The 23,530-nt window shown below is 41.4% G+C and carries 21 protein-coding genes and 1 tRNA gene; 6 read left to right on the forward strand and 16 right to left on the reverse strand.

Features of this window, described 5'->3' with window-relative positions:
* Positions 1-11: 11 nt before the first annotated feature.
* Positions 12-227 (reverse strand): YejL family protein, encoded by a 216-nt coding sequence (locus ACN0T8_RS00105; RefSeq protein WP_027697369.1) that lies wholly within the window; start codon positions 225-227, stop codon positions 12-14.
* Positions 228-398: 171 nt separating this feature from the next.
* On the opposite strand from ACN0T8_RS00105, the gene yejK reads away from it, so the two are divergent.
* Complete coding sequence (yejK, locus tag ACN0T8_RS00110) at positions 399-1,400, forward strand: nucleoid-associated protein YejK (RefSeq protein WP_417878669.1); 1,002 nt, start codon at positions 399-401, stop codon at positions 1,398-1,400.
* A gap of 166 nt (positions 1,401-1,566) precedes the next feature.
* The gene (gene asd / locus ACN0T8_RS00115) at positions 1,567-2,682 is read left to right on the forward strand and encodes an aspartate-semialdehyde dehydrogenase (protein WP_417878670.1); all 1,116 of its coding nucleotides are present in this window, start codon (positions 1,567-1,569) and stop codon (positions 2,680-2,682) included.
* 119 nt (positions 2,683-2,801) lie between these two features.
* Here the strand turns inward: asd and ACN0T8_RS00120 are convergent, their stop codons facing one another.
* Together ACN0T8_RS00120 and ACN0T8_RS00125 are read right to left on the reverse strand one after the other, a co-directional pair.
* Positions 2,802-3,659: an ion transporter gene (locus tag ACN0T8_RS00120; RefSeq protein WP_417878671.1), complete on the reverse strand. Its 858-nt coding sequence runs from the start codon at positions 3,657-3,659 to the stop codon at positions 2,802-2,804.
* A 19-nt stretch (positions 3,660-3,678) separates the two neighbouring features.
* The gene (locus tag ACN0T8_RS00125; protein ID WP_417878672.1) at positions 3,679-4,320 is read right to left on the reverse strand and encodes a YchE family NAAT transporter; all 642 of its coding nucleotides are present in this window, start codon (positions 4,318-4,320) and stop codon (positions 3,679-3,681) included.
* A 522-nt stretch (positions 4,321-4,842) separates the two neighbouring features.
* Here ACN0T8_RS00125 and adhE point away from each other — a divergent pair.
* The gene (gene adhE, locus ACN0T8_RS00130) at positions 4,843-7,512 is read left to right on the forward strand and encodes a bifunctional acetaldehyde-CoA/alcohol dehydrogenase (RefSeq protein ID WP_417878673.1); all 2,670 of its coding nucleotides are present in this window, start codon (positions 4,843-4,845) and stop codon (positions 7,510-7,512) included.
* 102 nt (positions 7,513-7,614) lie between these two features.
* Here the strand turns inward: adhE and ACN0T8_RS00135 are convergent, their stop codons facing one another.
* Together ACN0T8_RS00135 and sodB are read right to left on the reverse strand one after the other, a co-directional pair.
* Positions 7,615-8,283, reverse strand: a complete 669-nt coding sequence (locus ACN0T8_RS00135) for an SDR family oxidoreductase (RefSeq protein ID WP_417878674.1) — start codon at positions 8,281-8,283, stop codon at positions 7,615-7,617.
* A gap of 326 nt (positions 8,284-8,609) precedes the next feature.
* Positions 8,610-9,194 (reverse strand): superoxide dismutase [Fe], encoded by a 585-nt coding sequence (gene sodB / locus ACN0T8_RS00140; RefSeq protein ID WP_417878675.1) that lies wholly within the window; start codon positions 9,192-9,194, stop codon positions 8,610-8,612.
* A gap of 418 nt (positions 9,195-9,612) precedes the next feature.
* Between sodB and ACN0T8_RS00145 the strand changes: the two genes are divergently transcribed.
* Together ACN0T8_RS00145 and ACN0T8_RS00150 are read left to right on the forward strand one after the other, a co-directional pair.
* Positions 9,613-9,948, forward strand: a complete 336-nt coding sequence (locus ACN0T8_RS00145; protein ID WP_417878676.1) for a Grx4 family monothiol glutaredoxin — start codon at positions 9,613-9,615, stop codon at positions 9,946-9,948.
* A 72-nt stretch (positions 9,949-10,020) separates the two neighbouring features.
* Complete coding sequence (locus ACN0T8_RS00150; protein ID WP_417879459.1) at positions 10,021-10,686, forward strand: DsbA family protein; 666 nt, start codon at positions 10,021-10,023, stop codon at positions 10,684-10,686.
* A 243-nt stretch (positions 10,687-10,929) separates the two neighbouring features.
* On the opposite strand, the gene ACN0T8_RS00155 is transcribed toward ACN0T8_RS00150, so the two are convergent.
* The 11 genes from ACN0T8_RS00155 to ACN0T8_RS00205 all read right to left on the reverse strand — a co-directional run bounded on the left by ACN0T8_RS00155 (position 10,930) and on the right by ACN0T8_RS00205 (position 20,762).
* Positions 10,930-12,249, reverse strand: coding sequence for a Na+/H+ antiporter family protein (locus tag ACN0T8_RS00155; protein WP_417878677.1), 1,320 nt, complete (start codon positions 12,247-12,249; stop codon positions 10,930-10,932).
* Positions 12,250-12,298: 49 nt separating this feature from the next.
* Positions 12,299-12,958 carry a ribonuclease T gene (rnt, locus tag ACN0T8_RS00160; protein WP_417878678.1) on the reverse strand — a complete coding sequence of 220 codons (660 nt, stop codon included), beginning with the start codon at positions 12,956-12,958 and terminating at the stop codon, positions 12,299-12,301.
* 227 nt (positions 12,959-13,185) lie between these two features.
* Positions 13,186-13,602 (reverse strand): lactoylglutathione lyase, encoded by a 417-nt coding sequence (gene gloA / locus ACN0T8_RS00165; RefSeq protein WP_089139073.1) that lies wholly within the window; start codon positions 13,600-13,602, stop codon positions 13,186-13,188.
* 42 nt (positions 13,603-13,644) lie between these two features.
* Entirely contained in the window at positions 13,645-14,286 is a 642-nt protein-coding gene (nth, locus tag ACN0T8_RS00170) for an endonuclease III (protein WP_417878679.1), read from the reverse strand.
* A 40-nt stretch (positions 14,287-14,326) separates the two neighbouring features.
* Complete coding sequence (locus ACN0T8_RS00175) at positions 14,327-15,076, reverse strand: electron transport complex subunit E (RefSeq protein ID WP_417878680.1); 750 nt, start codon at positions 15,074-15,076, stop codon at positions 14,327-14,329.
* A 1-nt stretch (position 15,077) separates the two neighbouring features.
* Complete coding sequence (gene rsxG, locus ACN0T8_RS00180) at positions 15,078-15,704, reverse strand: electron transport complex subunit RsxG (protein WP_417878681.1); 627 nt, start codon at positions 15,702-15,704, stop codon at positions 15,078-15,080.
* 7 nt (positions 15,705-15,711) lie between these two features.
* A complete protein-coding gene (rsxD, locus tag ACN0T8_RS00185) occupies positions 15,712-16,764 on the reverse strand; it encodes an electron transport complex subunit RsxD (protein ID WP_417878682.1) in 1,053 nt (350 codons plus the stop codon).
* Positions 16,764-19,331 (reverse strand): electron transport complex subunit RsxC, encoded by a 2,568-nt coding sequence (rsxC, locus tag ACN0T8_RS00190; RefSeq protein WP_417878683.1) that lies wholly within the window; start codon positions 19,329-19,331, stop codon positions 16,764-16,766. The genes rsxD and rsxC overlap by 1 nt, the downstream gene beginning before the upstream one ends.
* Before the next feature lie 10 nt (positions 19,332-19,341).
* Positions 19,342-19,941 (reverse strand): electron transport complex subunit RsxB, encoded by a 600-nt coding sequence (gene rsxB / locus ACN0T8_RS00195; RefSeq protein WP_417878684.1) that lies wholly within the window; start codon positions 19,939-19,941, stop codon positions 19,342-19,344.
* 3 nt (positions 19,942-19,944) lie between these two features.
* The gene (rsxA, locus tag ACN0T8_RS00200; protein WP_417878685.1) at positions 19,945-20,523 is read right to left on the reverse strand and encodes an electron transport complex subunit RsxA; all 579 of its coding nucleotides are present in this window, start codon (positions 20,521-20,523) and stop codon (positions 19,945-19,947) included.
* A gap of 163 nt (positions 20,524-20,686) precedes the next feature.
* Positions 20,687-20,762, reverse strand: a tRNA-Asn gene (locus ACN0T8_RS00205).
* A gap of 683 nt (positions 20,763-21,445) precedes the next feature.
* Here ACN0T8_RS00205 and uvrB point away from each other — a divergent pair.
* Complete coding sequence (uvrB, locus tag ACN0T8_RS00210; protein WP_417878686.1) at positions 21,446-23,476, forward strand: excinuclease ABC subunit UvrB; 2,031 nt, start codon at positions 21,446-21,448, stop codon at positions 23,474-23,476.
* Positions 23,477-23,530: the final 54 nt, after the last annotated feature.

Here is a 23,530-nt window from a genome sequence, read left to right on the forward strand (position 1 = left end):
TAAGAATACATTTAATCATCAATTGATGATAAAAGAGCTTGAGAAAATTTATCTGCAATGAGTTTACGTTGAGATTTTGGCACATTTGAGTTCAATATGTTAGTAACCATATTACCCGCAATCATTAAGCTTAAATCAGGATTTGCATCATGCTTTTTTAATACGGCAGCAATTTCTGCCAGAATTTGTTCGATTTTTTGGTCGCTGTACTTAGAGTTAATAGGCATAACGTTTTTAAATAACTTCCTAGATTGAGTTAATGATAGTGCTTAATTGCTCTGTGTTATTACTAATTAACATATTGTTTCAGAGAATTTTTAAGTCACTTGGGTATATAAAGCGGCTTATGATAACCTAGTCTTCCTCACAACTGAAACATCAACTGAAACTAATTTACCATGAGCTTAGATATTTCCAACGTTATACTGCATAAATTGACCAAAAATAATCAAGATGAACTTGTTGTTAGCTTACGTGACTCTGCACTGCCTAGTGATGAAGTGACGGAACAATTGGTTGCAGAATTACACCGTACTTTCAGTGCCAAAGCAGGAAAAGGCTTTGGTATTTATAAAGAAGAAAGTGAATTTCAAACTTGGATGAAGCAATTGCGTCAAGGTGAATTGAATTTTTATGACTTTTCACAACAATCGGCTGAACGATTAAAATCAGAATTATCTAAATATCCTTTTGCAGAAGAAGGTGTGTTGGTTTTGGCTGAATACCAATCTTTAGCGACTGACTACTTATTCATTGCTTTATTGCCATCGAATCAAAGTCTAAAAGTCAATGAGGCGTTGGATATCAGCGGAACCGATTATCTCGACATTAATAAAATGGATATTGCGGTGCGTATTGACTTATCTCGTTATGAAACCGATCCAGATTCTAATCGCTATTTAAGCTACATCAAAGGTCGTGTTGGTCGTAAAGTGGCAGATTTCTTCTTAGATTTCTTACAAGCAGAAGTTGGCTTAGATACTAAAAAGCAAAACCAAGTATTGATGCAAGCGGTTGACGATTATTGTGTTGATGCGCAGCTTAATAAAGAAGAAACCGTTGCATGCCGCAAACAGGTGCATGATTTTTGTAACGAACAATTAAAGTCTGGTGATGAAGTTACCATTCAAGAATTATCGGGTGAGTTAAGCGGTGCAGGGCATCATGATAATTTTGCTGAGTTTACTCAAAAGCAAGGTTATGAGTTAGAAGATAGTTTCCCGGTTGATCGCTCAACTATTCGTAAGCTTGCCAAGTACGTTGGGGCTGGCGGCGGCTTGTCGATTAACTTTGATAGCATGTTATTAGGTGAGAGAGTCTTTTATGATCCGGAAACCGATACATTGACTATCAAAGGGATCCCGCCAAATTTGAAAGATCAATTAATGCGTCATTCATAAGCGTTAGCCTATCCATTGTCTTTGAATATAACCAAGTTACTTAGGTATAGATTCTAAATCGCATTTGAAGATTGACGGCAGCAATGAGATAGTAAAGGAAGAATAATGATTGGTGGTCGGTATTGACCACCTGTTTATAATTTTAATTCATGGAGAGGATGAAAGAATGAGAGTAGGTTTAGTTGGATGGCGTGGCATGGTTGGTTCTGTATTGATGCAACGCATGGTGGAGGAGAAGGACTTTGACCTCATTGAACCAGTATTTTACAGCACTTCACAAGTGGGCATTCCCGCTCCCAACCTAGGCAAAGATGCAGGTATGCTACAAGATGCCTTCGATCTTGAAAGTCTAAAGCAGCTTGATGCGATCATTACTTGTCAGGGTGGCTCATATACTGAAAAAGTTTACCCAGCACTTCGTCAAGCAGGTTGGAAAGGCTATTGGATTGACGCTGCTTCAACATTGCGTATGAAAGATGATGCCATCATTACCTTAGATCCAGTTAACCTGAAGCAAATTCAACAAGGAATCCATTCTGGTACCAATACATTCGTAGGTGGTAACTGTACGGTTAGTCTTATGCTGATGGGCCTTGGTGGTCTATATGAAAAAGGCATGATTGAATGGATGAGCGCGATGACTTACCAAGCTGCTTCTGGTTCTGGTGCGAAAAATATGCGTGAATTAATTGCCCAAATGGGGGTGATTAATCAGTCTGTGAGCGCTGAAATGGCCGATCCTGCAAGTTCAATTCTCGATATTGACCGTAAAGTAGCGGAAACAATTCGCTCAAGTGACTACCCAACCAGTGAGTTTGGTTCACCATTAGCGGGTTCACTGATCCCTTGGATTGATGTGAAGCGTGATAATGGTCAGAGTAAAGAAGAATGGAAAGGTACGGTAGAAACTAACAAAATTTTAGGTCTTGATGGTGCTAACGCGGTTCCAATCGATGGTACTTGTGTTCGAATTGGTGCGATGCGTTGTCACTCACAAGCACTAACGATTAAATTAAAGCAAAATGTGCCAATGGATGAAATTGAAGAGATCATCGCAACTCATAATGATTGGGTCAAAGTGATTCCTAATGATCGTGATATTACGACTCAAGAGCTTTCTCCAGCTAAAGTAACTGGTACACTTTCTGTACCAGTAGGTCGCTTACGTAAGATGGCAATGGGTGACACTTTCCTTAATGCGTTTACGGTTGGTGATCAGCTATTGTGGGGTGCCGCAGAGCCGCTACGTCGTACTTTACGAATCATTCTACAAAACCGCTAAGCTTATTTCGATAAAATAAAAGCTTACCGCTAATACTGAAAAGTCCGCATTATTTTTTAATGCGGACTTTTTTGTGGGTGTAGATTCACAACATAGCTTTATTAAATGACGATGTGTTCTTAAGTCGGTTCATCCGGTTTGGGAACCGGCACGACACGTTTATCTGGTTCAGCTAATTCACCACCACAATGTTTACAGAAAAGCGCATCGGTCTCATGACCACCTTTGGCACAGTTTGGGCATAATACCAAAGTGCGGTGGGCTTTCATTTCTTGATTGAGTTCGGCGGTAATGATCCCTGTGGGAACCGCCAAAATAGAATAACCTAGTAGCATTGTCAGTGCGGCAATACCTTGCCCTAGCGGCGTCTTCGGAACCACATCTCCATAACCTACCGTTGTAATCGTGATAATGGCCCAGTAAATTCCACGAGGAATGCTAGTAAAGCCATTTTCAGGCCCTTCGATAACATACATGAGTGCGCCAAAAATCGTTACTAATATTGCTACGGCACTAAAAAATATCAAAATTTTACGTTGAGACATTGCCAGCGTACGAACGAGTAGGTTTGAATCTTGTAAAAAGCGTACTAGCTTGAGAATTCTGAAGATTCGCATGACACGTAATAGGCGAATAATTCCGATGAAGCTTGCTGATGGAAAGAAAAAAGCAAGGTAAGTTGGAAGTATTGCGAGCAAATCTATGATGCCATAAAAGCTTTTGGCATAGGCTTTAGGTTTGGGTGAGCAATATAAGCGCAATAGATATTCAATGGTAAATAAACCAGTAAAAAAATATTCCAGAATATTGAATTCTTGTGGCCATTTTGTGGCAAAGATAGGGACGGAATCTAAAATTAACACTGAGAGTGAACTAATTATTGCCACTATCAGTAATATATCAAAACGTCGCCCTGCTGGAGTGTGCGTGCCAAAAATGATGACATAAAGCTTATGCTTAAACGTCTCTTCGCTCATAAATAGATTCCTTTATTTCTTAGTCCATTAAACCAGGGAAGAGGTTTCGTATGCCATTTGCAATAAATTCGACACCTAAAGCCGCTAATATTAAACCCATAATACGAGTGATAACGTTAATTCCTGTTTGCCCTAAAAATCGAACAATTAATGGTGCAGAACGAAATAATAGCCATGAGCAAAAACAGAAAGCGGCAATGGTCGCAATAATTCCAGCGGTTTCAATCAGAGTGGGGTAGCGAGATCCATAGACAATCGTTGAACTGATTGCACCGGGACCGGCCATAAGAGGCATTGCTAGAGGAACGACACCAATTTGTTCTCGGCTTATGGATTCTGTGAGCTCTTGTTTATTTTGTTTATCTTCACCAAGTTTACCGCTCATCATGGAAAAGGCGATACTCATAAGCAGTAGGCCACCTGCAATGCGGAATGAATCAAGAGAAATAGTAAACATATCAAGTAGGAGCTGCCCACAGAGTAACGAGACGACTAATATGGCACCTACAGCAATATTGGCTGTTTTAGCCGTTTTACTTTTTTCTTCTGGAGACATATGGCCAGTCAGTGAAACAAAGACTGGCATGATTCCAATCGGGTTGACGGCGGCAACGAGTCCAAGAAAAAATTGTAAATAGATGGCAAATTCAATGGAAGCCATAGTGTGATCTCAGATAATAAATAGAAGATGAGTATACCTATGGGCACTGGATCTTTCGAGGCTAAATTACTTGGCTATATAGGTAAAGTGGGCACTTTAATTGAATTAAGCTAAGTTAATTGTTGGTTAGCTCTAAAGTATTACTTTCTTTGTGAGACTGCGTATACTTACTGTAGCACAATACTTACGTAGTTGTTTTGTTGATGAGTGACTGAAATAAATTTATGGATATTATGCTTTTTGGATGCGTTTAAAACACCAGCTTGGATATTTTTTACTTGATGAAATAATTTAATTTTCTTTTAAAACAATATCTTATTTGATTTCTCTTTGTTGCTCTACTGCTTTGGTGGTATTTAGGCTTCAGGAACTGATCTACATCAATATTTTTAATATTTGAAAGCATATACTCAGTTTTGAAAGCGATTTATTAAGAAGGTTTTCCTTGATGGTTCATAGGTTACTGAGCAAACAAACCGCCTTACTAAATAGTTTTTAATTTTAAATCTTAGGAGATTCATTATGCCTGTAACTAATTTAGCTGAGCTAGACGCACTTGTTGAACGTGTTCAAGCTGCGCAAAAAGAGTTTGCGACTTATTCTCAAGAGCAAGTCGATAAGATCTTTCGCGCGGCATCTCTAGCTGCTAACCAAGCACGTATTCCTTTAGCGCAGCAAGCGGTAGCGGAATCTGGCATGGGTATTATTGAAGATAAGGTTATCAAAAACCACTTCGCTTCAGAGTTTATATATAACAAATACCGCGATGAAAAAACATGTGGCATCCTTGAAGAAGGGACTGACACGATTACTATCGCTGAACCTGTCGGCATTATCTGCGGTATTGTTCCAACGACCAACCCAACATCAACTGCGATTTTCAAATCTCTTATTTCTTTGAAAACTCGTAACGGTATTATCTTTTCTCCACACCCACGTGCGAAAAACTCAACCAATGATGCTGCAAAACTGGTACTAGAAGCTGCTGTTGCTGCGGGGGCTCCTAAAGACATCATCGGCTGGATTGATCAACCTTCAGTTGAATTATCTAACGCATTGATGAAGCATGACGGTATCAACCTTATCCTTGCAACGGGTGGCCCAGGTATGGTTAAAGCCGCATACTCTTCAGGTAAGCCAGCTATCGGTGTGGGTGCAGGTAATGTACCTGTCGTTATTGATGAAACGGCTGATATCAAGCGTGCTGTTGCTTCTGTTCTTATGTCTAAAACATTCGATAACGGTGTAGTTTGTGCATCAGAGCAAGCTGTCATCGTTATGGATGAAGTATACGAAGAAGTGAAAGAGCGTTTTGCTTCTCACAAAGGTTACGTTTTATCAAAAGCTGAAGCAGATAAAGTGCGTAAAGTTCTGTTAATCAACGGCAACCTAAACGCTGATATCGTAGGTCAACCTGCGGTTAAAATTGCTGAGTTAGCGGGTGTTAAAGTTCCTGCAGATACGAAAGTATTAATCGGTGAAGGTGGCGTTGTAAGCCATGATGACGAGTTTGCTCACGAGAAACTATCTCCAACACTAGGTATGTTCCGCGCATCTTCTTTTGAAAATGCAGTAGAGCAAGCGGTAACTATGGTTGAAATCGGCGGTATCGGTCATACCTCTGGTCTTTATACTAACCAAGATACTAACGCTGATCGTATCAAATACTTCGGCGACAAACTAAAAACAGCTCGTATTCTTGTGAATATCCCAACGACTCACGGTGGTATCGGTGACTTGTACAACTTCAACGTTGCACCATCGTTAACTCTAGGTTGTGGTTCATGGGGGGGTAACTCTATCTCTGAAAACGTAGGTCCTAAACACTTAATCAACAAAAAAACGGTTGCTAAGCGAGCTGAAAATATGTTGTGGCATAAACTTCCAAAATCAATCTACTTCCGTCGTGGCAGTCTACCTGTTGCATTGACTGACCTAGAAGGCAAAAAACGTGCATTCTTAGTCACTGACCGTTTCCTTTTCAACAACGGTTATGCAGATGAAATCGTAAACTTATTGAAATCTCAAGGTATGGAAGTTCAAACTTTCTTCGACGTAGAAGCGGATCCAACGCTATCTGTTGTTGAAAAAGGTGCAGCACAAATGCAAAGCTACCAACCAGATGTAATCATTGCTCTAGGCGGTGGTTCACCGATGGATGCAGCGAAAATCATGTGGGTGATGTACGAGCACCCAGAAACGCACTTTGAAGAACTATCAATGCGCTTCATGGATATCCGTAAACGTATCTACAAATTCCCTAAAATGGGCGAAAAAGCTGAATTAGTATGTGTAACAACAACTTCTGGTACCGGTTCTGAAGTAACACCATTCGCGGTTGTGACTGATGACCGTACTGGCGCGAAATACCCATTAGCGGATTACGAGTTAACACCGAACATGGCTATCGTTGATGCGAACCTTGTTATGAACATGCCTAAGTCTCTAACAGCATTTGGGGGTTATGATGCAATTACTCACGCACTAGAAGCTTACGTTTCAGTTCTTGCTAATGAGTACTCAGATGGCCATGCTCTACAAGCGCTTAAGATGCTAAAAGAGTACCTACCATCTAGCTACCAAAATGGTGCAGCTGACCCAATCGCTCGAGAGAAAGTACATAACGCAGCCACTATCGCGGGTATGTCATTTGCGAACGCATTCTTAGGTGTATGTCACTCAATTGCACACAAAATTGGTGCAGAGTTCCACATCCCACACGGTCTTGCTAATGCATTAATGATTTCTAACGTTATCCGTTTTAACGCTAACGATAACCCAACTAAACAGACTGCGTTCTCTCAATACGACCGTCCAAAAGCACGTCGTCGTTATGCTGAAGTCGCTGACCACCTGGGTCTAAGCCAACAAGGTGACCGCACTGCACAGAAAATTGAGCGTCTATTAACTTGGTTGGATGAAATGAAGAAAGACTTGGATATCCCAATGTCTATTCAAGCGGCTGGTGTTAACGAAGCTGATTTCCTTGCGAAACTCGATAACTTAGCAGTAGATGCGTTTGATGACCAATGTACTGGTGCTAACCCACGTTACCCTCTAATTTCTGAACTTAAAGAAGTTCTGAAAGCAGCGTACTACGGTACTGCTTATATTGAAGGTGAAACGTTCGAAGGCACAACCGTTATCAAAAAAACTGAAGAACCAGTAAAAAAATCAGCTAAGAAAAAATAACCTTAACCTGAAATAATGAAAGCCCTGCTTATTGATGTAAGCAGGGTTTTTTTACGTTTTGAAGTTGTGGAATGATTGACTAAATTGAGCGTTCTAGTTTGATTAATATGAATCTAAAATACGACCATTAAAGTACTCATTTTCCACAATGTACTCCGTGTTTCTGATTAACTCATCATGACTCTTTGCCCAGTCACGATGTTTAGTGTGTCGTTCAGCGCAGCTTGGTAATATTCCTCCCACCCGAATATTAAAGGGCATTAATTCTTTAGCCCAATTCTGAGTAAATTCGGAGATTAAAGAAGAAGGTTGAGAAAGACTGCCTTGCTCTTGACTTGATAGTGATAAGTTAACAATCACCCCACGTTTTTGATTATGCCGCATTTGTCTGGCAGCCAATTTACTGAAGCAAAGCATAGTTGTCGCCAGTTTCGAATACTGACGGCTGTAGTTGTCGATCTGTTCGTCCTTGATGAGAGAAGGGGATGGTAGGCTTGGGTATAGGTTAATTAAGACATCAATACCTTTGTCAAATTGTTGGTTGATAGAAGAAAACAAAGGTTGGACACTTTCAAAGCTTTCATCATCGAGAAGATATTGGAATACATTGGAAGAGTACGGTTGACAATGATGTAAAGCTTGATTTAGCGATGCTTCGTTGTTATCAACGAGAATGACGTTAGCATTTAGAGAAAGAAAGTGTTGAGCTAAATTTTGACCTAAATGAGAGCCTGCTGATGTGATTACCACAACGGAGTTTTGTATGTTCATATAGCACCTCATTGGTATCAAATAAAAAATATCTAATGCCCTTAAACACAAAGCCATGAATGGCGTTACCTATTACCTCCAAGGTGTCTATGGGCCTTAGATAGTAATAATGGTAGTAAAACGTGTAAAGATCCTGTGAATAACATCAAAGAACAGAAATGAAATAATGAAAACTACTAATGTATAAGGGAAAGCGGTGTGAATAAATATTTTTTATTTTCTGTGTATAACCTCACCAAATTATTAAATAAGAAGGTCAGAACATAAAAAAAGACCAGCCGAAGCCAGTCTTTTTAATATCAAATGATTTCTCGACGGAGCGGGAATTATTTGATTAGGTTTTCTTCTACGAAAGACCAGTTAACTAGTGCCCAGAAACCATTCATGTAATCTGGACGAACGTTACGGTAATCGATGTAGTATGCGTGTTCCCACAGATCAACAGTAAGAAGTGGAGTAACGCCTTCTTCTGTTAGTGGAGTCGCTGCATTAGACGTGTTGATGATGTCTAGAGAACCATCTGCTTTTTTCACTAACCAAGTCCAAGAAGAACCGAAGTTGTTGATTGCAGAATCAGTGAATTTTGCTTTGAACTCATCGAATGAGCCAAATTGTTGTTTGATTGCTTCTGCAACAGCACCTGTTGGTTCGCCGCCAGCGTTTGGAGCTAGGCAGTGCCAGTAGAAAGTGTGGTTCCAGATTTGTGCTGCGTTGTTAAAGATGCCACCTGTTGAAGTCTTAATGATTTCTTCAAGAGACTTACCTTCAAACTCAGTACCAGGGATTAGGCCATTAAGCTTAACCACGTATGTATTGTGGTGTTTGCCGTGGTGGTAATCTAAAGTTTCTGCTGAGATGTGTGGTTCTAGTGCATCTTTTTCGTAAGGCAGGGCTGGTAATTCAAATGCCATTGCTCAAATCTCCATGTGTTAGAAAGGGAGTTTCTTATGTTCTAAATAGAACAGGTTCCGATTTTTTGTAATCATACTAACTGATGATGCCATTTCCATGACAATGAAACATCAATCGTCTTGTTTAAACAATGAAATGATTAAGTGACAATTGTTAAGCATCAGTTTGAGCCATTAACGACTAAGCTCAGTTTAGCAAGTTTTTACTTTATTAAAAGACTTGGACCTAAAATTTTCTTATGCATCACTTATTTGTACACGAATGGTAAGGTGGTGAATATCCTTAATGGTATAACAATACGGTGCACAAATTCGTCAATTAGAATACCCTTACAAATAATGCCTTTTTATTCTGTTATAGTTACAAGTAGAATGGACTAACAACTTAAAGCGATGCTTAAATCCTAGAGAGGAAGCGATGGAAACTATCGATAAAATTAAACAACAGATTTCTGAAAACACAATTTTGTTATACATGAAAGGTTCACCGAAACTACCAAGCTGTGGTTTCTCTTCTCAAGCTTCACAAGCTTTGATGTCATGCGGTGAGAAGTTTGCTTATGTAGATATTTTACAAAACCCAGACATCCGTGCTGAGTTGCCAAAATACGCTCAATGGCCAACATTTCCACAATTGTGGGTTGAAGGTGAGCTAATTGGTGGTTGTGATATTATCATCGAGATGTTCCAAAAAGGTGAATTGCAAACCTTGATCAAAGAAGCGGCAGCGCGTGCGCCGGCAAGTGAAGAATAAAATTATTTTTTACTGAAAGAAAAAGAGCCAATTGCGGCTCTTTTTTTATATCTGAAAAAGAGAGAATTAATGATGAAAGGGATTTTGTATTACATTCACGATCCTATGTGCAGTTGGTGCTGGGGCTACAAACCAACATGGGATAAATTAAAATCAGCGTTATCTGAAGATATCCAAGTGGAATATTTGCTTGGTGGGCTTGCTCCAGATAATCATGAGCCCATGCCACAAGAGATGCGAGTAATGTTGCAGCAAACGTGGAAGCGAATTGAAAGCCAACTCGGGACTCAATTTAATTATGATTATTGGACACTAGCTAAGCCCGTTAGGACAACGTATCCCGCTTGTCGTGCTGTGATTGCCGCCCAACAGCAGGGAGCCGGAGAGGCGATGAATCAGGCCATCCAACAGGCTTATTATTTGCGAGCGATGACGCCGCATACCGAGTCAACACACGCTCAATTAGCCGAGGAACTTAATCTTGATGTTGAGCGATTTATTCAGGATTGCAAAAGCACTGACGTAGAGCAGGAATTTAAGCGTCAACGTGAGTTTTGTCAGTTGCTAGGCGTTCATTCTTTCCCAAGTTTAGTGTTACAACTTGGCGAAAAATATTACGTAGTGAAATTGGATTATGTTTCGGAACTTACCAGCTTGAAAGATATCGAGCAGCGTATTAAGTGGGCGAATAGTATTGAGACCACGAAACGTTGGGTTGGATTAAAACCGAAAGACTAAGAGTATTTAGCTCCAGCTACAAAAAAGCGCATGTTTCGATTAAACGAAGCATACGCTTTTTATTTAACTTGAGGTAATGATTATACCAATCGTACTAATTATCTGATCATTCTTGCTTGCTAAAAGGCTTGATAACTTCGTTGGAAATTTTGACTGTAGAATAACTACTTATCGAAAATTTTCGCCTTGTTCTCAAGCCTTTTTCCTACGCAATTTCTGACCAGCTAATTAGTGTGACTGGTATTACAGAACCATTGCCGCAATCCAACCAAACATGATAAGCGGTAGGTTGTAGTGTAGGAATGTTGGGATTACTGAGTCTTTAATGTGATCGTGCTGTCCGTCTGCATTTAAGCCGGATGTTGGACCTAAGGTTGAATCTGACGCTGGAGAACCGGCATCACCCAACGCAGCTGCAGTACCAACCAGTGCAATGGTTGCCGCTGGCGAGAAACCAAATGAAATCGCAAGAGGAACATAGATGGTTGCGATGATTGGAATAGTTGAGAAAGATGAACCAATACCCATAGTGATCAATAGGCCAACAATTAGCATCATTAGCGCGGCTAAAGCTTGGTGACCATTCATGCTCGTTTGTAAGAAGGTCACTAGCGTTTCAACACCACCCGTCGCTTTCATTACACTTGCAAAGCCGTTGGCAGAAATCATGATAAAACCAATCATCGCCATCATTTGTACGCCACGAGTGAAGCTATCTTGGCTAGTTTGGAATGGCTTACCGAATGATAAAATGATGAAACCGACTAGTGCACCTACAATCATTGAACCTGAATATAGTTGAGCAGATAAAGTCGCAATGATACTTATGGCAGCAACAATTACCGCTTTTTTATCAATGCCATTTTGTTTTACTTCAGTGGCTTCATTTTGTTTCTCAGTATAAGTACGCGGCTTACGGTAACTGATGAAAATACTCACTAATAAACCAAAGATCATGCCACAAGCCGGAATAATCATCGCAGCAGGAATTTGAGCGGCAGTAGCACTTGTTAGCCCATTGTTTTGTAGCGCTGGCAATAAGATATCATTTAAGAAGATACCACCAAAACCGATAGGCATGGTCATGTATGGAGTCACTAAACCAAAGGTTAATATACACGCAACCATACGACGGTCGATGTTCATCTTATTGAAAGCCGATAATAGTGGCGGAACAATAATTGGAATGAAGGCAATATGAACCGGGATAACGTTTTGGGAGAAAATCGCCATGATGAATAGTGCGCCGAAGATGGCATATTTCACCATGCTTGAGGCCTTTTCATTTTCTTTACCATGAACGCGTTTAATCACTGCATTAGACAAAATGTCAGTAATGCCAGTTTGAGAGAGTGCCACCGCAAATGCACCTAATAAAGCATAACTTAAAGCGATTTCTGCACCGTCACCTAAACCTGATTGAAAGGCTGAGATGGTTTGATCAAGTGACATGTTAGCAAGTAAGCCACCGGTAATGGCACTTAAGGTTAGAGCTATCACGACATTGACTCGGAAAACGGATAGCGCAAGCATTAAGCACACGGAAATAACGACAGGATTCATTGTAATTCTCTTTGTAAAATTTATGTTGTGTATTAAATGTGTACCGATCTTAGTCGGTATCGTTATTATTTTCTGCAGCGAGTGGCCAGCCACCTAAGGCTTTCCATTTGTTAACGATGTTGCAAAATAATTTAGCGGTAATTTGAGTATCATATAGAGCAGAGTGCGCAGCTTGATTATCAAATTCAAAACCGGCAGCGCGGCAAGCTTTCGCTAGTACAGTTTGGCCGTAGGCTAGGCCACTTAATGCCGCAGTATCAAATGTGGCAAAAGGGTGAAATGGAATACGTTTTAGTTTGCTACGCTCCGCTGCTGCCATGACAAAACTCAAATCAAAATTCGCATTATGAGCCACCATAATCGCTCTGCTGCAATCTGCTGCTTTTTGTTCTTTACGGATTAATTTGAAAATTTCTTTGAGAGCTTCCGATTCTGTGACGGCACCTCTTAATGGACTGTATGGGTCACGAATGCCGGTAAACTCTAAGGCTTCTTTTTCAAGATTAGCGCCTTCAAATGGCTCAACATTGAATTGAATGGTGGAGGCTGGATATAAATCGCCGTTTTCGTCCATGGCCAAGGTTACAGCACAGATTTCGAGTAATGCATCAGTTTTAGCATTAAAACCTGCGGTCTCTACATCGATAACGACGGGGAAATAGCCACGAAATCGTTGTTTTAGTGTCAAGGCTTCATTTTTGTCAGTCATATACTTTCAGGTCTATGAATTTAGGCGCGTATTATTGCAGATTAGAATTTGAACTTCACTCTCTAATGTTGCTTGTCAGTAAGAAAATATGAGATTTTATTTAGAATAAATGATTTTTTATTGCGACTACAAAAGAGTGGGTATTGCTTGATTAATGAAGTTTATAGGATAAAAAAGAACCCGATTGTCGGGCTCTTCTATGTTGTTCGGGAGAGTGAGAGGGGGAATTACCCTTCTAAGCCTGCTGACATTTGGCTGCGTTGGATAAGTTCAATCATGTAACCATCTGGATCTTTAACAAACGCGATATGCGTGCTGCCGCCTTTTACTGGGCCCGGCTCACGAGTAACCGTACCACCAGCGGCTTTAATTGCATCACATGCGGTGTAGATATCATCAAAACCAATCGCAATGTGACCGTAGCCAGTGCCTAGATCGTATTCAGAAGTATCCCAGTTATAGGTCAGTTCGATCACTGCACCTTGAGATTCGTCACCGTAGCCCACGAAAGCGAGAGTATATTTATATTCCGCGTTTTCATTTTTACGTATTAGCTGCATACCAAGAACTTTGGTGTAGAACTCGATTGAACGATCAAGATCGCCAACACGAACCATAGTATGCAAAACTCTTCCATTCGACATTGTGTGCTCCTTATTAGAATGTAAAGTAATCAAACGGTATGATTACTCTTCAGGATAAACTTTTTCTTTGAACTCGCAGAGATCTTCAATCAGGCAACTACCACAGCGTGGCTTACGTGCGATGCAGGTGTAGCGGCCATGCAGAATTAGCCAGTGGTGAACATCGAGCTTAAATTCTTTAGGCACAACCTTTAATAACTTTGCTTCAACGTCATCAACCGTTTTGCCCATTGCTAATTTTGTTCTATTCGATACGCGATAAATATGAGTATCGACTGCAATAGTTGGCCAACCAAAAGCGGTGTTGAGTACTACATTAGCGGTTTTTCGACCTACGCCCGGCAATGCTTCTAATGCCGCGCGATCTTCCGGTACTTGGCTGTTATGCTTTTCAATTAAGATCTTACAAGTTTTAATAGTGTTTTCTGCTTTGGAATTAAACAGGCCAATCGTTTTGATGTATTCTTTTAACCCATCAACGCCTAGTGCCAGAATGGCTTCAGGTGTATTGGCAACTGGATACAATTTATCCGTGGCTTTATTGACGCTGATATCGGTAGCTTGAGCGGAAAGAAGTACCGCGATCAATAACTCAAATGGCGTTGACCAATTCAGCTCAGTTTGAGGATTGGGATTATTTTCTCGTAGCCTTTCAAGAATCAGTCGGCGTTTTTCATTATTCATTGTTTTTTACCAATCAGTCGATCGTAATAGTTTATATTCGTTAGGCGTTAGTCACTCTAGCTCGCTCAATCGTTGGCTTTTCTTTTACTGGTTTTCGTTTATCAACTTGCTTATCAATTACTTGTTTTAACGCAATTAGGAAACCAACACCGATAAATGCACCTGGTGGTAATAAAGCAAGTAAGAAGCTACTATCAATATGAAAAACTTCGACGCGTAAATACGCGGCCCAAGTACCTAGTAAGAGGTCTGCACCATCAAACAGAGTACCTTGTCCAATCACTTCACGTAGCGTACCCAAAACCGTCAGGGCTACAAGCATACCAAGACCCATCCAAAAACCATCTAAGGCGGCTTTTTTCGGGGCATTTTTTGATGCGTAGGCTTCTGCGCGACCAATGATCACACAGTTGGTGACGATAAGAGGAATGAAAATACCAAGTGACAGATAGAGACTGTAAGCATAAGCACTCATCAATAGCTGAACACAAGTTACGACAGAAGCAATGATCATCACAAAGATGGGAATTCGAACTTCTTTTGGCACGTAGTTACGTACTAACGAGACAATCGTATTAGTTGAAATCAGTACCAGCATCGTCGCCAGCCCCAAGCCAAGTGCGTTGGTGATGGTCGATGACACTGCCAGTAATGGACATAAGCCCAAAAGCTGAACAAGGGCAGGGTTATTATCCCATAAGCCATTTTTCATTAACTGCTTATTCTCAGGATCAGACACTTGGGTTGCTGAATCTAATGATGTATCAAGCGTTGCGCTATCTTCAGACATTTTATCCCTCACAGTTTAATGGTTGGTTGAGAATACTTTGTTTATTTTCTTTAAAGTACACCACGGTTTTCTTCACCGCTTTTACGACTGCTCTAGGGGTAATGGTAGCACCTGTAAATTGATCAAATTGACCACCATCTTTACGTACCGCCCACTCAGAGTCGTTACTTTGGCTGACTGTTTTGTGGTCAAAGCTAAAAATCCAGTCAGTTTTACGGGTTTCTATTTTATCGCCTAAGCCTGGAGTTTCTTTATGATCTAATACCCGAGTACTTGTGATGACACCTTGCATATCCAAACCAACGATAATTTTAATCGCACCATTATAGCCATCAGGCGCATAAGTCTCGATGGCAATCGCCGTCGGTTGGCCAGCTTTGGTTGCTAGGTAAGCCGGTAGTGGTTTAGTGGTGACGGTACTTTGTGATGGTAGCAACATACATGATGCGAACAGTTGATTGTCGTGCATGCTTTGCGGGATTACTTGGTTGAGCGTTTTTTGCAACTCTTGTTGTTGTTGTGTGACAATTGTATCGTGTGTGATCCAATTGGTGATCGCAACCAAAGAGGTAGAAGCAATTGCAAAGATTGCCAAAATGCCGCCATTTTTTTTCATTGCATTTAGCATAACGATATTACCTTATATGCCCATAAGTACGTGGTTTGGTGTAGTAATCAATTAATGGCACCGTCATATTGGCTAATAGAACAGCAAAGGCAACACCATCAGGGAAACCACCCCAGCTGCGAATTAAGAACACTACAATACCGATAAATGCACCGTAAATGATTCTACCTTTAGTTGTGGTAGAAGCAGTGACAGGATCGGTAGCAATAAAGAAAGCACCAATCATGGTTGCGCCAGAAAGTAGGTGCAAAATAGGGGAGGCAGTTGTACCTGGAGCAAATAGTGAAGCAATCGTGCTTACCACTAATAGACTAACTAAGACTGCCAGAGGAATTTGCCATTGAACAATACGCAACCTGACTAACATCAGTCCACCTAATAAAAATGCAATATTGACCCATTGCCATCCGACACCGGCTAAGCCCGAAAAAGTAGGCTGTTGCATGATTTCACTTGCAGTGTGCCCAGTATGAAGTGAGGTTTTGAAAGTATCTAGAGGTGTTGCCATTGTGACACCGTCAATACCTGCACGAACTTGCTGCAAAGATAATCCATCAAGATTGAAGCCAGTAAAAAAGAGTCTTAAGCAATCATCAAAATGTAAATGAACATGTGCTAATGATTCTGGGCTTACCCAACTTGTCATTTGAACAGGAAACGAGATAAGCAATACCACATAAGCGACCATTGCAGGGTTGAATAGGTTTTGCCCTAAACCACCATAGAGATGTTTACCAATGACAATGGCAAAAAAGATACCAATAGTAAGGATCCACCACGGTGACAGCGGAGGAATGGCTACCGCGATCAACATGCCGGTGACCAGAGCACTATTATCTCTTAAGCTCAGAATAGGTGGACGTTTACGTATTAACATAATGGTGGCTTCAAATAGCCAAGCCAATAAAATAGCAAAAACTATTTGGATCAATACGCCGTAGCCAAAGACGTAGGTTTGTACCGCAATACCGGGCAATAAACATAAGGCGACCCACATCATAATATTTGATGTGGTGCGTTTAACACGGACGTGTGGAGAACTCGCTATAAAGAACGACACTATTTTTTCTCCTGAGATGATTTGTCGATAAATACTGGAATATCCAATAGATCTAAGGTAATTCCAGAGTCTGGTTTATCTTTTGATGAAGAATCATCCGTTGATTCACTATTTTGTGAGTCATCATTGGATATGATTTCTTGTTGGGGTTTGTCTTGTTGTTGTGCAGCTTTACGAGCTTTAGCGCGAGCAATCGCAGCCGCCACAGCCGCTTTCTTCGGATCGCTAGCTTCTGCCGGAGTCGTATCCGATTCAGTTGTTGGTTTTTCAGTGTTTGTTTGCTCAGGCGCTATTTCATCGGCATCTTGTTGTGCAGCTTTACGAGCTTTGGCGCGAGCAATCGCAGCCGCCACAGCCGCTTTCTTCGGATCGCTTGCTTCTGCCGAAGCAGTATCCGATTCAGTCGTTGGCTTGTCAGTGTTTGTTTGTTCAGGCGCTATTTCATCAGCACCTTGTGGTGCAGCTTTACGAGCTTTAGCGCGAGCAATCGCAGCCGCCACAGCCGCTTTCTTCGGATCGCTTGCTTCTGCCGGAGTCGTATCCGATTCAGTCGTTGGTTTTTCAGTGTTTGTTTGTTCAAGCGCTATTTCATCAGCACCTTGTTGTGCAGCTTTACGAGCTTTAGCGCGAGCAATCGCAGCCGCCACAGCCGCTTTCTTCGGATCGCTTGCTTCTGCCGGAGTCGTATCCGATTCAGTCGTTGGTTTTTCAGTGTTTGTTTGTTCAAGCGCTATTTCATCAGCACCTTGTTGTGCAGCTTTACGAGCTTTAGCACGCGCAATTGCGGCGGCGACCGCTGCATTTTTCGGTGTTGATTCTTGAGTTGCAACGTCGTTTGAAGCCGGCTCTTCTGATTGCTGCTGAGCTTTCTTCTCACGTGCTAGACGTTTTCGTTCTTCTCGCAGTTTGATCATTTCTGAATTATCAGGTTCAGTTTGACCTGCTTTTACTGCTGCAGCTTGTTTGGCTTTAGCTCGTGCGATTGCCGCTGCTACTGCGGGTTTCACTGCTTTCTCTGTTGGTTGTTCCGCTTCTGCTTGTTTAGCTTTAACACGAGCAATCGCGGCCGCGACCGCATCATCACCGCTAGTTTGTTTCATTTCGCTGCGGCGTTTTTCTGCGGCCTGTTTAAAGCGTTGTTCACGTTCTTGCTTATCACGTTCTAAGCGTTTTTGGCGCTCTTCAAAGCGCTGCTTAGCCCGTTCAGCTTCTTTAGCTTCTTGATTACGGGTCCAAATTTCTGATTTCGCTTGGCGGTAATATTGTACTAGTGGAATATCACTTGGACAGACATAGGCACAAGCGCCACATTCGATACAATCGGAGAGATGGTATTCTTCACACTTTTCATAATCTTGCGCTTTGGCATACCACTGTAATTGTTGTGGTAGTAAGGACGCCGGGCAAGCTTCCGCACAAGCGGTACAACGAATACAGGCTAACTCTTGGCCAGTTGGGGCAATCTCTTTACGTTTCGGTGCTAAAATACAGTTGGTGATTTTAGTAATCGGTACGTCAGCGTGTGGCAGAGTAAAGCCCATTAAAGACCCCCCCATAATCAAACGAGGGTGTTTTTTCTCGGCCTTGTAACCAAATTGACGTAGTAGCGAGGATATTGGTGTACCGAGGCGCGCTAAAACATTACCTTTTTGAGCAAAGGAATCACCGGTTAAAGTAACGACGCGTTCAATTAATGGTTCACCATCAATAATCGCTCGCTTAATAGCAAAAGCCGTACCTACGTTTTGCATCAACACACCAATCGCTGCGGAGTGTTCTTTACTTGGTACTTCGCGACCCGTCAGTACTTTTATTAACTGTTTCGAGCCGCCGGATGGGTATTTAGTTGGTATAACACGAATGATGAGGTCAACATCTTTTGCTGCTTCTTCTAAAGCGCCAATGGCTTCTTTTTTGTTATCTTCAATACCAATAATTGTCACTTCAGGTTGCAGAATATGCTGAATAACCTGAACACCTTGAATAACTTCTTGGGCATAATCTTGCATTAAACGATCATCGGCTGTGATATAAGGTTCACATTCTGCAGCATTAATGATGAGTATTTTGGTTTTGGCTAAACCCGTATGTAATTTACGCGCGGTAGGGAAGCCTGCCCCACCCATTCCTGAAATGCCAGATTGGCGAATCTTCTCAATTAATACTTCAGCGTCTCTTTCTAAATAATTGGAGACGGGATTTTTTTTACACCATGTGTCATTACCATCTGGTTTGATCACAATACAAAGATCAGAAAGTCCAGAAGGGTGGGCGATGGTACGTTTTTCAATCGCAGTGACCGTACCTGAACTTGGCGCATGCACCGGTACCATAAAGGCCAAGTTGGCTTGGGTTAATTGCTGACCTTTTAAAACCTTATCACCGACATTGACACAAACATCACCCGGTCTCCCAATATGTTGTTTCAGAGGCAATACAAACTCTTCAGGCAATTCCGCATGAACAATAGGCGATCTTGACGATTGAACTTTATTTTCAGGCGGGTGAATACCACCGGGAAAATCCCAAATCATACCGTGACGAATCTGTTCAATTAACGACAACATACTTTTTCCTTTAACTCACGGTTTGTTCTTTAGAGTCAGCAGAGGCTGATGATGGTTCAAGATCGGTCACGACAGGGATAAGCTCTAGCTGCCACTTCCAAGTATCTGGTGTTGTTTCAATTGGAATCATTTCAATACAATCAGTTGGACACGGTGCGACACAGAGATCACAGCCAGTACATTCACTTTTAATGACGGTGTGTAGTGCTTTTGTACCACCTACAATGGCATCGACAGGGCAGGCTTGGATGCATTTAGTACAGCCAATGCACATATCTTCATGAATAAAGGCGACAGTTTTAACTGCATCTTCCACGCCATTTGAATCAGTTGGAACGTCCACTCCCATCAAGTCGGCTAATTTCTCAATGCCGGCTTGTCCACCCGGAGGACATTTCGTGATGTCATCACCGTTAGCAATTGCTTCAGCGTATGGACGACAACCGGGGTAGCCACATTGACCACATTGGGTCTGCGGTAAAATATTATCAATTTGGTCAACAATAGGATCGGCTTCAACTTTAAAACGAATCGAAGCAAACCCTAAAATTATGCCGAAAATAGCGGCGAGGGCGGCAATAGCAGCAACCGCAATCAAGATGGTAGTCATGGATTATTTCACCAAACCTGTGAAGCCCATAAAGGCCAGAGACATTAATCCTGCGGTAATCATGGCAATAGAAGCACCTTTAAATGGCGCAGGAACATCCGCTGCGGTAATACGCTCACGCATCGAAGCAAATAAAATCAAAACAAGCGAGAAGCCAACTGCAGCACCGAAACCATAAATAATGGATTCAATAAAGTTATGGTTTTCATTGATATTAAGAAGTGCAACCCCTAATACCGCACAGTTAGTGGTAATCAGAGGTAAAAATATCCCAAGAAGACGGTATAAAGTTGGGCTAGTTTTGTGTACCACCATTTCAGTGAACTGCACCACGAAAGCGATCACTAAGATAAAACTCATGGTTTGTAGATATTCGATTCCTAGTGGTCGTAAAATATAAGTTTGCACTAAGTATGAACAGACAGATGCTAAGGTTAAAACGAAAGTCGTCGCAAGGCCCATACCAATTGCGGTTTCAAGCTTTTTAGATACCCCCATAAAAGGGCAAATACCGAGAAATTTAACCAGAACAAAGTTGTTGACTAGAACAGTGCCAACAAGTAACAGTAGATAGTCTGTCATATCGTCTCTTTGGGTTAATAATGATCCCAACATTATCGTCATTTGTGACGTTAATAACAACCTACAGGAAATAGGTATTTGAAGGTATTAAGTAATTAATGATGGAATGCGTGAAAAATGAACGAAAAAAAGCCGCACTTTAACAATGCGGCTTTTTAGTATTTGGCTCCCTGTGCTGGACTTGAACCAGCGACATACGGATTAACAGTCCGCCGTTCTACCAACTGAACTAACAGGGAAAAGTTATGGGCAGGATTTTAGCTATGGTGAAACAGACTGTCAACGCCAAAAAGCGACAAAAAAGTAAAAAATAATCCGCTTTTTCTCTTTACTTTTTTGTAAGCCTCGCCAAATAAGGCGGTTGTGTAGTTATCCACTAAATTTGTGGATAAGTGTGTTGATGAAGGTTGGGCAAGTTTTTATGCTTAATAATTAAAGGTTAGAAAATACGAATTAAATGAGATAATGAATTGTTTTTAAATGATTTTATATTTTGTTTTGTTGAGATGTGTTTGTGGGTAAATAATAAGAAAATTAATGAAAATGTAAAATCAACTGTTTTTTGGGGAAAACCCGTGGATGAAAAGTAGGTGAAATATTAGATGATATTTTTGGCGGGATGAGAATACTACCAAACTGTAATAGGGTAAGCTAGAGTAAAAATGACTTTTTTATACCCTTCGTATTTGAAGCTGCAGTTTTGTTACCAGCGCTCATTCACCCCAATCGAATAGGCAAGCTATATTCATGGGGTTTCACTCGCTTGGCGCCTCACTGCAACGCCAACTACTTTGTGTATAGGCCATAATTTAGTTAATAAAACTGCCACATAACCTACCGCGATTTAAAGCGCTAATAATAGGCTTGTGGTAAGGTCAATCAATCGAATAAACCGCGAGAATTCTCCATTTAAGAGGCAAGTATGAGTAAGTTGTATCAACTGGTTTCCGATTACCAGCCAGCCGGCGATCAGCCAGAGGCGATTGCAAAGTTATCTGAAGGTTTGGAAGTAGGCTTAGCCCATCAAACATTATTAGGTGTAACGGGTTCAGGTAAAACATTTACCTTAGCTAATGTGATCGCTAAAGCGCAGCGTCCAACGATTTTACTTGCTCCAAATAAAACGCTTGCCGCACAATTGTATGGTGAAATGAAAAGCTTCTTTCCCAATAATGCGGTTGAATATTTTGTCTCTTACTATGACTATTATCAGCCGGAAGCGTATGTGCCGACCACAGATACTTTTATTGAAAAGGATTCTTCGGTTAACGCTCATATCGAGCAAATGCGTTTATCTGCCACTAAATCTTTAATTGAACGTAAAGATGCGATTATTGTTGCCTCTGTGTCGGCGATTTACGGCTTAGGTGATCCGGATTCTTATTTAAAGATGATGCTGCACATTCGTCGCGGAGACATTTTAGAGCAGCGTGATATTATTCGTCGTTTAGCTGAGCTGCAATACAGCCGAAATGACATGGTTTTTGAGCGAGGGAATTTCCGAGTTCGGGGTGAAGTGATCGACGTATTCCCAGCCGATTCTGAGCATGATGCCATTCGTCTGGAAATGTTCGATGAAGAAGTGGAATGCATTAGTGTTTTTGATCCGCTAACGGGCGCAATTAAACAACGAGATATTGCTCGTGCCACCATTTATCCTAAGACCCACTACGTCACACCACGTGAACGCATTCTTGAAGCAATTGAAGAGATCAAAGAAGAGTTGGTTGAAAGACAAAAGGTTCTACGAGAAAACAATAAACTATTAGAAGATCAGCGTATTACGCAACGTACTCAGTTTGATATCGAAATGATGAATGAATTGGGTTTCTGCTCTGGCATCGAAAACTACTCACGCTATTTAAGTGGACGCAAAGAGGGTGAGCCACCACCGACTCTCTTTGATTACTTACCTCATGATGGCCTGCTTATTATCGATGAATCTCACGTGACAGTGCCGCAAATTGGCGCGATGTATAAAGGTGACCGTTCTCGTAAAGAAACCTTAGTCGAATTTGGTTTCCGTTTACCTTCGGCCTTAGATAACCGACCACTGCGCTTTGAGGAATTTGAATCGCTCGCGCCGCAGACCATTTATGTTTCAGCAACCCCAAGTGCGTATGAGTTAGATAAATCCGGTGGTGATGTGGCTGAGCAGGTCGTGCGTCCAACTGGGTTACTCGATCCTGAAATTGAAGTTCGTCCGGTTGCCACGCAAGTTGATGACTTATTATCGGAGATTCGCTTACGCGTTGCGGTAAATGAGCGTGTGCTTGTGACTACTTTAACCAAGCGCATGGCGGAAGATTTGACCGAATATCTTACCGAACATGATGTCAAAGTCCGTTATCTGCATTCAGATATTGATACGGTTGAACGTGTTGAAATTATTCGAGATCTACGTTTAGGTGAATTTGATGTGTTAGTGGGTATTAACTTACTTCGAGAAGGTTTGGATATGCCTGAAGTATCTTTGGTGGCAATTCTAGATGCTGACAAAGAAGGTTTCTTACGTTCAGAGCGCTCATTGATTCAGACGATTGGTCGAGCGGCACGTAATGTTCAAGGTAAAGCGATTTTATATGGTGACAGCATCACAAAATCGATGCGTAAAGCGATAGATGAAACGGAACGTCGTCGGGCGAAACAGCAGCAATATAATGAAGAGATGGGGACGACGCCTCAAGCACTGAAGAAAAGCATTCAAGACATTATGGAACTGGGTCATGTCGGTACACGCAAAGGTAAGAAAGACAGCAATGTGATTTCATTATCTAAAGTCGCAGAGCAAGCGGCCGAATACCAAGCGTTAACTCCACAGCAGCTTGAGAAACAAATAAACCAGTTGGAAAGCGAGATGTACCAACACGCACAAAATCTGGAGTTTGAACAAGCGGCACAAAAACGCGATGAGATTGAGAAATTAAGAGCGCAGTTTATAGTGAATAGTTAATCGTTTCTCGTAGCTTGGACGCTCCGCTTCTCGTTGCTCGATGTATTTGCCGAG

Source organism: Vibrio sp., assembly GCF_048266485.1.
Taxonomy (GTDB): domain Bacteria; phylum Pseudomonadota; class Gammaproteobacteria; order Enterobacterales; family Vibrionaceae; genus Vibrio.

Bases quoted from the DNA above. Each gene is read 5' to 3' on its own strand.
- ACN0T8_RS00135 (WP_417878674.1), bottom strand. From the start codon at position 8,283: ATGAACATACAAAACTCCGTTGTGGTAATCACATCAGCAGGCTCTCAT.
- asd (WP_417878670.1), top strand. From the start codon at position 1,567: ATGAGAGTAGGTTTAGTTGGATGGCGTGGCATGGTTGGTTCTGTATTG.
- ACN0T8_RS00120 (WP_417878671.1), bottom strand. From the start codon at position 3,659: ATGAGCGAAGAGACGTTTAAGCATAAGCTTTATGTCATCATTTTTGGC.
- ACN0T8_RS00145 (WP_417878676.1), top strand. From the start codon at position 9,613: ATGGAAACTATCGATAAAATTAAACAACAGATTTCTGAAAACACAATT.
- rsxG (WP_417878681.1), bottom strand. From the start codon at position 15,704: ATGCTAAATGCAATGAAAAAAAATGGCGGCATTTTGGCAATCTTTGCA.
- rsxC (WP_417878683.1), bottom strand. From the start codon at position 19,331: ATGTTGTCGTTAATTGAACAGATTCGTCACGGTATGATTTGGGATTTT.
- ACN0T8_RS00175 (WP_417878680.1), bottom strand. From the start codon at position 15,076: ATGTCTGAAGATAGCGCAACGCTTGATACATCATTAGATTCAGCAACC.
- sodB (WP_417878675.1), bottom strand. From the start codon at position 9,194: ATGGCATTTGAATTACCAGCCCTGCCTTACGAAAAAGATGCACTAGAA.
- ACN0T8_RS00155 (WP_417878677.1), bottom strand. From the start codon at position 12,249: ATGAATCCTGTCGTTATTTCCGTGTGCTTAATGCTTGCGCTATCCGTT.
- gloA (WP_089139073.1), bottom strand. From the start codon at position 13,602: ATGTCGAATGGAAGAGTTTTGCATACTATGGTTCGTGTTGGCGATCTT.
- yejK (WP_417878669.1), top strand. From the start codon at position 399: ATGAGCTTAGATATTTCCAACGTTATACTGCATAAATTGACCAAAAAT.
- adhE (WP_417878673.1), top strand. From the start codon at position 4,843: ATGCCTGTAACTAATTTAGCTGAGCTAGACGCACTTGTTGAACGTGTT.
- uvrB (WP_417878686.1), top strand. From the start codon at position 21,446: ATGAGTAAGTTGTATCAACTGGTTTCCGATTACCAGCCAGCCGGCGAT.
- rsxA (WP_417878685.1), bottom strand. From the start codon at position 20,523: ATGACAGACTATCTACTGTTACTTGTTGGCACTGTTCTAGTCAACAAC.
- rnt (WP_417878678.1), bottom strand. From the start codon at position 12,958: ATGACTGACAAAAATGAAGCCTTGACACTAAAACAACGATTTCGTGGC.
- ACN0T8_RS00150 (WP_417879459.1), top strand. From the start codon at position 10,021: ATGAAAGGGATTTTGTATTACATTCACGATCCTATGTGCAGTTGGTGC.
- ACN0T8_RS00125 (WP_417878672.1), bottom strand. From the start codon at position 4,320: ATGGCTTCCATTGAATTTGCCATCTATTTACAATTTTTTCTTGGACTC.
- ACN0T8_RS00105 (WP_027697369.1), bottom strand. From the start codon at position 227: ATGCCTATTAACTCTAAGTACAGCGACCAAAAAATCGAACAAATTCTG.
- rsxB (WP_417878684.1), bottom strand. From the start codon at position 19,941: ATGACTACCATCTTGATTGCGGTTGCTGCTATTGCCGCCCTCGCCGCT.
- nth (WP_417878679.1), bottom strand. From the start codon at position 14,286: ATGAATAATGAAAAACGCCGACTGATTCTTGAAAGGCTACGAGAAAAT.